We start from the raw sequence: 8,539 nt of genomic DNA on the forward strand, positions 1-8,539 counted from the left end.
ACGGCAGACTGGAGTTCAGAGGACTGCTGTACCGATCAGGCCGGACCGGGCGCGGCCGCGGCCCGTACAGCGCCCGCCGGCACGCCTCGCACAGCGTCGCCCCGGGATCGCCGCACCCCGCGCACGCCGCGGGCAGCACCAGGCCGCCGAGCTCTCGCCACCACGTCAGCACGTGAACCACTCTGGCGGCCTGCGAGGCACCGCGCGACCCCTGTGGACAAGTGCCTGTGGACAAGCGCCCGTGGAGAGCCCGGCGTTCGGTCAGCCCGGGTAGACCGGTGACGAGCCGTGCTCGACGATCGCCTGCCAGTTCCCGCCCGACGGGAGCTCCACGATGCCCGCGTCCCCCGAGTCGGCCACCAGCGGCTTGGAGTCCTTGTCGCCCGCCGCGATCCCCGTCACCTGGTTCAGGCCCGGCAGGACGGACGCGTCCGACGTCGACCCGTCGGCCTGGATGAAGCGGATCTGCTGGACGCCGCCCGCCTGCTTGCCCACGATCACCAGGCGGCTCGGGCCCGCCCAGGACACCGACGTCACGGTCTCCATCTGCGGTGTCACCGATTTCAGGTCGAGCACGGCCAGCTTCTTGTGGTCGCCGTACCCGCTCTGCTGCACGCGCCCTATCTCCAGGCTCGTCCGGCTGCCCTTCGTGAGCAGCAGCGCGACGCGCACGCCGTCGGACGACACCCGCACCGCCTCGATCCGCCGGCCGTCGAGCCCCTCGACCGTGGCCTCCTCGGCGGACGAGGCGCCACCCGAGAACCGGAGCAGGCGCGCGTGGCCGGGGTCGCGGTCCGCGACCCACACGTCGCCCCTGCTGTCCCAGCTGGGCGCGGACAGCCGGTCGGAGGCCTTGGCGCCGTCGCTGGTCACCAGCGGGCTGCCTGCCTCCGCGTCGTGGGTGATCGACGCGACGTACAGCGACTTCCCGTCCTGCGCGACGCCCGCGGCACGCTTCTCGTCGCGCGCGACGGCCACGGAGTCGAGCTTCACCGCACCGTGCCCGAACGGGCCGGGGACGAGGTTGCCGTCGTCGCCGCCCTTCTTGTCGTCGGGCGCCAGACGGGCGAGCCTGCCGTCGGCGTCCACGTAGAAGGCGTCGTCGGGCTGGCTGGCCGCGTTGCCCGGCTCGTAGGCCTGCGCCTCGTCACCGGTGACCGAGCACAGCGAGGTACGTCCTGAGCGCAGCGCGATCTGGCCGACCCTGGTCGACGTCAGGTCGCGCAGGGTGAAGAACAGCTGGGCGGCCATCTTCTTGCACAGCAGCGGCGTCACCGTCCGTGCCGCCGCGTTGAGTGGCACCGTCAACGCGTTGTTGTCGTCGAACTGGAGCGTTCTCGTGCCCTTCTGCAGCTGGGTCCCGGTGGGGAAGGCGGACGTCACGGACGGCTTCAGCCATTCGGTGGGCCCGGCGAGCAGGGCGTTGACCGCCTGCGTGATCGGGTCCATCCGGGTCAGCGGGTCTATCCGCTGCCTGATGAAGACCGGGTCGGCGACGAGCCAGTTGTCGCCCTTGGCGTAGAAGTACGTGTCGACGGGACGGTAGTTGCGCTGGAAGTCGGACTGGCCGAGCACGAGCCCCTGCGGCAGCGCGTCGATGCGCCATTCCTTGCGGCCGCCGATCTTCTCCTGGATGAGGTGCAGCTGCTCCTGGTACCTGCCGGGCTTGAGCGGCTGGTAGACGTGGTCGGCGTCGACCGTGGCGATCTCCTGGCCGTTCATCTGATAGGTCAGACCGGGCTGGTCGGCGGAGTGCGGCTTCTCCGGGCCCTCGAGGTCGGGCGCCTCGCTGAGCACCGTCGTGCCCTTCTGCGGCTGCCACGCGTTCGCCTCGTCCTTGGCGAGGTACTTCCTCGCCATCGCGAAGTCGGGGTCGTCGCTGGTCATCGCTTCGAGGAAGCCGTCGACGATGTCCGCGGACGTCGCGTTCTGCGGCGGCGGGACGGCGTACACCCGCACCTGCGACTCGTCCTGCGGCGACACCTTCACCGGCTCGACGTCGCCGCTGTCCGGGATGGACGCGCACCCCGCGAGCGCGAGGGCCAGCACGACGAGACATGCCGACAGCCTTGCCGTGCGCTTCCGGCCGTGCCGGAGGCTGTCACCGCCCACGAGCCGAGTCCTCCCGCTCCGATGCGCTCCGTGCGGCGTCCCGCCCGGAGTCCTCCCCGCCGCCGGCACCGTCCGCACCGCCGGCCTCGGCCTCCCGCGCGGGAGCGTCCGGCGACGGCGGTGTGCCGGCGTCCTGCTTGCGCTCGGCCGACGGCCTGGCCACCACGCGTGCCCCGTTGCCGGGCAGCGCCGTGGGGTCCACGACGGCCGTCGTACGGCTGCCCTGCCCGGGCGGCCCTGGCAGCGCAGCGCCACCGCCGCGCACCGGGAACGCCGTGTTCGACACCTGCCTGGCGGTCTTGTCCGCCACCGCCGCGGCCGCCCGTGCCCGGTTCCCGCGCGAGTCCTCCGGCTCCAGCGCTATCGGCGAGCCCCGCAGGGGTTCGTCCGCCGTGCGCGGCAGGGTCAGCCGGAACTGCGAGCCGCCGCCGGGCTCGCCCCAGGCCTGGAGCCAGCCGCCGTGCAGGCGCGCGTCCTCCACCGCGATCGACAGGCCGAGGCCCGTACCGCCGGTTGTACGGGCGCGCGCCGGGTCCGCGCGCCAGAACCGGTTGAACACGCGCGTCGCCTCCCCCGGCTTCAGCCCTACCCCGTAGTCGCGCACGGCGACGGCCACGGCGCCTCCCGCGGCTCCCAACCGCACGACCACGTCCCTGCCCTCGCCGTGCTCGACGGCGTTGACCACGAGATTGCGCAGCACGCGCTCCACCCGCCGCGCGTCGACCTCCGCGATCACGGGCTGCTCGTCCCCGACGACACGGACCGCCGTCCCCTTGCGTTCGGCCAGGGGCGCGGCCGCGTCGATCACGCGCCGCACCACTTCCCGCAGGTCTATCGGCTCGGCCTCGAGCGCCGCCGCGCCCGCGTCGAACCGGCTGATCTCCAGCAGGTCCGCGAGCAGCGACTCGAACCGGTCGATCTGCCCGACCAGCAGCTCGGCCGACCGGGACGTCGCCGGGTCGAAGTCCTCACGGCCCTCGTGGATGACGTCCGCGGCCATCCGCACCGTCGTCAGCGGCGTGCGCAGCTCGTGCGACACGTCGGAGACGAAGCGCCGCTGCATCCGCGACAACTCCTCCAGCTGCTGGATCTTCAGCTGGAGGCTGTGCGCCATCTTGTTGAACGCCTCGCCGAGCCGGGCGATGTCGTCCTCGCCCGTGACCTTCATCCGCTCGTGCAGCAGGCCCGTGGACAGCCGCTCCGCGATCCCCGCCGCCATCCGCACCGGCGTCACCACCTGGCGCACCACGAGCCACGCGATAGCGCCCAGCAGCACCACCACGAACAGGCCCGCAGTGGCCAGCGTGCGCTTCACGAGGTTCAGCGACTGCTCCTCCTGCGTCAGCGGGAAGAGGTAGTACAGCTCGTACGGGTGGCGGTCGACGTCGTTGAGCCGCTTGCCGATGATCAGCGCGGGCTCGGGCTTGCGGTCCTTCGACGCGTCCGTGTATTTGATCTTCCCGTACGTCTTGAACTCGCCGGTGCCGCTCGCGACCGCGCGCCGCAGATCGTCCGGTATGGACGAGAGGTCCACGCTGCCCGACGTGCGGGGGGCGCGCTTGGGCGTCGAGTCGGCGCTCAGCGCCACGACGTTGAAGGCGCCCGGCCCGCCGCTCGCCAGCTGTTCCACCAGGTCCGTGCGCCAGGAGTTCGTCCCCACCACCGTGGGGTCCGTGCCGTCGCCGCCCCGGCCGCCGGGCACCGGCTGGGCGTCCGCCTTCTCCTGGGCGACGGAGAAACCGCCGTCGGCCTGGCTCTGTGCGGCCTTCTCCTTCGCCTCGACCAGGCCGTTGCGTACCTGCCCGATGACCACGAACCCCAGCAGCAGGACCACACCCAGCGACATCAGCAGCGTCGCGGCGACGACCCGCAGCTGGATGTTGCGCCGCCACAGCCGCATCACCGGCAGCAGCGGGCGCCGCAGCAGCCGGATGACCAGGCGCAGCACCGGACCGCCGGCCGGTGCGTCCTGAAGCAGCCGTCCGCCCTTGAAGCGGCGGCCGGCCCCAGGACGCCCGGCGTTCGGCGCGGTGCTGCCGCCGGTCATGTCAGTTCGGTCCTGCCTTGTACCCGACACCGCGGACGGTCACCACGATCTCCGGCCGCTCCGGGTCCTTCTCGACCTTGGAGCGCAGCCGCTGCACGTGCACGTTGACCAGCCGGGTGTCGGCGGCATGGCGGTACCCCCACACCTGCTCGAGCAGCACCTCGCGCGTGAACACCTGCCACGGCTTGCGTGCCAGCGCCACCAGCAGGTCGAACTCGAGCGGCGTCAGCGCGATGGACTGCCCCTCACGCTTGACGGAGTGCCCCGCGACGTCGATGACGAGATCGCCGATGGTCAGCTGCTCCGGCGCCGGCTCCTCCGACCTGCGCAGACGTGCCCTTATCCGGGCCACGAGCTCCTTCGGCTTGAACGGCTTGACGATGTAGTCGTCGGCGCCCGACTCGAGACCGACCACCACGTCGACGGTGTCGCTCTTGGCCGTGAGCATCACGATCGGCACCCCCGACTCGACCCGGATCTGCCGGCACACCTCGATCCCGTCCCGGCCGGGCAGCATCAGATCGAGCAGCACGAGATCCGGCTTGGCATCGCGGAAGGCGGCCAGCGCCTTGTCGCCGTCCGCGACGAACGACGGCTCGAACCCTTCACCACGCAGCACAATCCCGAGCATCTCGGCCAGTGCGGTGTCGTCGTCGACGACAAGGACGCGTCCCTTCATATCGACATCATCCCATCAGCCAATCGTTGCCGGTCGTGACCTGGCACACAGGTCAGCGATTCCACTGCCGGTCACAGGGGACAGCGCCCCGTGTTCTGTGACGAGCGCCGTCACCAGCTCGGGCGGAGTGATGTCGAACGCCGGGTTGTACGCCTGCGTCCCCAGCGGGGCCACCGGCAGCGCGCCGCCCACTTCCGCACCTGCCGTCTGCGGTGCCATCACCTCGGTGACCTCCTGTCCAGGACGCTGCTCCACCTCGATCGAAGCACCGTCCGCGGTGTCCGGATCGATCGTCGTCGTCGGCGCCACCACCACGAAAGGCACGTGGTGGTAGCGGGCCAGCACGGCGAGCGGGTAGCTGCCCACCTTGTTCGCCACGGAGCCGTCCGCCGCGATCCTGTCCGCACCGATCAGTACCGCATCGACCTCACCCGCCGCGAACAGCGAGCCGGCCGCACTGTCCGTGAGCAACGTGTACGCCATCCCGTTGCGTGCCGCCTCGTACGCGGTCAGTCGCGCTCCCTGGAGCAGCGGGCGCGTCTCGTCCACCCACAGCCTCCGCAGCCGGCCCGCCCGGTGCGCGGCGAGCGCCACGGCGAACGCCGTGCCGTCCCCGCCGGACACCAGCGCGCCCGTGTTGCAGTGCGTAAGGATGCGGTGGTTCCCGCCGGGAAGCAACTCGTCGAGCAGAGCGAGCCCCGCCGCCCCCATGGCGGCGCTGCCCTCCGCGTCCTCCCGGTGCAGCCGCCTGGCTTCCGCGAGCGCGCCCGCTGCGGCGCTCGCCAGGTCCCCGCTCGCGTCCAGCGCGCGCCTGTACGCCTCCAGCGCCCGGCGCACCCCGTATCCGAGATTGACGGCCGTGGGCCGCGCCCCGGCCAGCGACTGGGCCGCGTCGTCGACGTCGAACCCGCGTGCCGCCGCGAGCGCCACCCCGTAGGCCCCCGCGATGCCCAGCAGCGGCGCGCCCCGCACCGCGAGCGTGCGGATGGCACCCACCAGCGCCGGCACGTCGGTGCAGACCAGCTCGACCTCCTCCACCGGCAGCCTCGTCTGGTCGAGCAGTACGAGCACGGGGCCTTCGGGCGGCTCGTCCCAGCGGAGCGCCGGGACCATGGACGGCGGTGCGTCGACAGGGGATGGTGCGTGCTGATCAGCCATTCGCCCAGTCTGCCTGCTCCGGCAAGGACAATGAAGGCGCGAAGAGCCGGCGTCGGGAGATACGCCCTCCGGCCCGTCGCGCGGTATCGCGTGGCACGATGGCTGCCAACCGCCCGCCGGTCACCCCCGGCGGACCGCCGAACACCGCCGACACGCCGAGCCCCGACGACATATCCACGAGGTGGACGACCGTGAACGACACTCCGGGCTGGGCATCGCCCGGATCCGCACCGTCCGACGGCCAGGAGAGCGGTACGCCGCACGCGGGCGACGAGACCGGTCCCCCCACCCGATGGTCCGCCCAGCAGCCGCCACCGGCGCAGTGGTCCCCGCCCGGCGCCCCGCAGCCGCCCCCCGGCACCCCGCGGTCGCCCGTGCCCGCGCAGCCGGGGCCGCGGCCCGCGACGGGCTGGGGCGCGCCCGGCCCTGACGGCGGCCCCGCCTGGGGCGGGCCCCCCGCCGCCAAGCCCGGCGTGATCCCGCTGCGCCCGCTCGGCATCGGCGAGCTCCTCGACGGCTCCGTGTCGGTGCTGCGCGCCCACTGGCGCACCGTCCTGGGCGTGACCGTCACCGTCGCGGCCGTCTCCCAGATCGCCGACCTGCTCATGCAGCGCTACCTGCTGCCCGCCCCGCCCCAGGTCGACCCGTCCGCGACGCCGGCGCAAACCCTGAACCAGACGGCCGACGTCCTCCAGTCGACGATGCTCACGCTGCTGCTGTCGCTCGGCATCACCCTGATCGGCACGCTTTTCACCACGGCCGTCCTGACCGTCGTCGTCAGCCGCTCCGTACTGGGACGGGACGTGAGCTTCCGCGACGCATGGCGCGAAGCGCGTCCGCGCCTTCCCCAGCTCGTCGGGCTGACCCTGCTCCTGCCGCTGATCAGCTGCGCCATCCTGGCCGTCGCGATCCTGCCCGGCGCCCTGTCGGGTTCGGCAGGCGGCGTGTCCCTGTCCGTGCTCCTCAGCCTCGCCGCACTCGCCGTGATCATCTGGCTGATGGTCCGCTTCAGCCTCGCCTCCCCGGCGCTGATGCTGGAACGCGGAGGTGTCATCGCCTCCATGCGGCGCTCGGCGAAGCTGGTGCGCGGGGCGTGGTGGCGCACCTTCGGCGTCCTGCTGCTCACGCTGCTGCTCACCTTCGTCGTCTCGATGGTCATCGCGATCCCGTTCACCCTCGTCGCGACGATCGCCGGCGGCGGCTCCGATCTCGGCAGCATGCTCTCCGGAACCACCCCCGACTTCGGGTGGACCTTCCTGATCATCACGGGTATCGGCGCGGTCATCTCCGACGCTCTCACCCTGCCCTTCTCCGCCGGTGTCACCGTCCTGCTCTACGTGGACCGGCGCATCCGCCGCGAGGCCCTCGACCTGGAACTGGCACGCGCCGCCGGCATCCCCGGCTACGGCCCGCCACGGACGCCAGGCCCCGGCCACACCGGGGGCTGACACGGTGACGTCCACGGGGGGAGCGCCGGCAGCCGCATGGCTGACCGGCGGCAGCGGCCACATACCGCTGGTCGTTTCCCGCGAGGCCGCCCGCAGGGAGGCCGAGCTCGAACTGACCAAAGGCGAGTACCACCAGCACGATCCGAACCTGCTGCAACGCGCCGTCGGCCACATCCTCGGGTGGATCGGCCACCTCTTCGACAAGGCGTCAGGCGTCGCACCCGGCGGGCGCGTCGGCGTGATCGTCGTCCTCGTCGCCGTCCTCGCGCTCCTCGGCGCCCTCTGGTGGCGGCTCGGTGCCCCGCGGCGCACGGTGAGGGCCCCGGACGGTGCGGCGCTCTTCGACGACGCGCCCCGCAGCGCCGCCGACAACCGCGCGGCCGCCGAGGCCCACGCCGCGGCGGAACACTGGACCGAGGCCGCCAAGGAACGGATGCGCGCGATCGTCCGCGCACTGGAGGAGCGAGCACTGCTCGCTCCCCGCCCCGGGCGCACCGCCGCCGAAGCCGCGGCCGAAGCGGGCAGATCCCTGCCCCCGTACGCCGACCGCCTGCGCACTGCCGCCACGAGCTTCGACGCCGTCGCATACGGCAGCCGGACCGCGGACCGAGCCCTGTACCAGCGGCTGCGCGACCTCGACGCGGACCTGGAGCGCGCCAAGCCCGACATGGGCGCGCCCTCGGAGGCCACCGCGGTGGGAGGTCCTCCCGCATGAGCGTCGCCGTCGCTCCGACCGCGGTCTCCCGCAGCGCCCGGAGCATATGGACGCGCGGCCGCGGCGTCCTGCTTGCCCTGACCCTGCTTCTCGCCGCCGGTGTCGCGCTGGCCGCGATCACCTCCGGGGACAAGCACGGCCGCCTCGATCCGCGCGCCGCGGACCCGCTCGGCAGCAAGGCCGTGGCAACGCTCCTCAAGGACCATGGCGTCTACGTCGACGTCGTCACGACACTCGACGGCGCGACGAGCGCGGCAGGACCGGACACCACGCTCCTCGTCGCCGTGCCCGACCTCCTGAGCCGCGCCCAGCAGCACGCGCTGCACGCGGCGACCAGCGGCGCCGGCGGCCGCACCGTGCTCGTCGCGGCCGGCGCGGCC

At 72.8% G+C, this 8,539-nt stretch carries 7 protein-coding genes; 3 read left to right on the forward strand and 4 right to left on the reverse strand.

What is annotated here, in order from left to right; genetic code table 11:
* Positions 1-261 precede the first annotated feature (261 nt).
* Genes JFN87_RS30015 through mtnA form a run of 4 tightly spaced genes read right to left on the reverse strand, consistent with a single transcriptional unit; the run spans position 262 to position 5,996 of the window.
* Positions 262-2,112, reverse strand: a complete 1,851-nt coding sequence (locus tag JFN87_RS30015) for an LpqB family beta-propeller domain-containing protein (RefSeq protein ID WP_209345177.1) — start codon at positions 2,110-2,112, stop codon at positions 262-264.
* Positions 2,102-4,159, reverse strand: a complete 2,058-nt coding sequence (mtrB, locus tag JFN87_RS30020) for an MtrAB system histidine kinase MtrB (protein WP_209345179.1) — start codon at positions 4,157-4,159, stop codon at positions 2,102-2,104. Before mtrB ends, JFN87_RS30015 begins: the two co-directional genes overlap by 11 nt.
* 1 nt (position 4,160) lies before the next feature.
* A complete protein-coding gene (mtrA, locus tag JFN87_RS30025) occupies positions 4,161-4,838 on the reverse strand; it encodes a two-component system response regulator MtrA (protein ID WP_209345181.1) in 678 nt (225 codons plus the stop codon).
* A 15-nt stretch (positions 4,839-4,853) separates the two neighbouring features.
* On the reverse strand, positions 4,854-5,996 hold the full coding sequence (gene mtnA / locus JFN87_RS30030; protein ID WP_209345183.1) for an S-methyl-5-thioribose-1-phosphate isomerase: 1,143 nt from the start codon (positions 5,994-5,996) through the stop codon (positions 4,854-4,856).
* A 191-nt stretch (positions 5,997-6,187) separates the two neighbouring features.
* On the opposite strand from mtnA, the gene JFN87_RS30035 reads away from it, so the two are divergent.
* From JFN87_RS30035 to JFN87_RS30045, 3 genes are all read left to right on the forward strand, one after another.
* On the forward strand, positions 6,188-7,444 hold the full coding sequence (locus JFN87_RS30035; protein WP_209345185.1) for a DUF7847 domain-containing protein: 1,257 nt from the start codon (positions 6,188-6,190) through the stop codon (positions 7,442-7,444).
* 4 nt (positions 7,445-7,448) lie between these two features.
* On the forward strand, positions 7,449-8,159 hold the full coding sequence (locus tag JFN87_RS30040) for a DUF4129 domain-containing protein (protein WP_209345187.1): 711 nt from the start codon (positions 7,449-7,451) through the stop codon (positions 8,157-8,159).
* Positions 8,156-8,539: DUF4350 domain-containing protein (locus tag JFN87_RS30045; RefSeq protein ID WP_209345188.1), on the forward strand; the 384-nt coding region annotated here is incomplete at its 3' end. The genes JFN87_RS30040 and JFN87_RS30045, both read left to right, overlap by 4 nt.

The sequence above is a fragment of the Streptomyces montanisoli genome, from assembly GCF_017813245.1.
Classification (GTDB): Bacteria; Actinomycetota; Actinomycetes; order Streptomycetales; family Streptomycetaceae; genus Streptomyces; species Streptomyces montanisoli.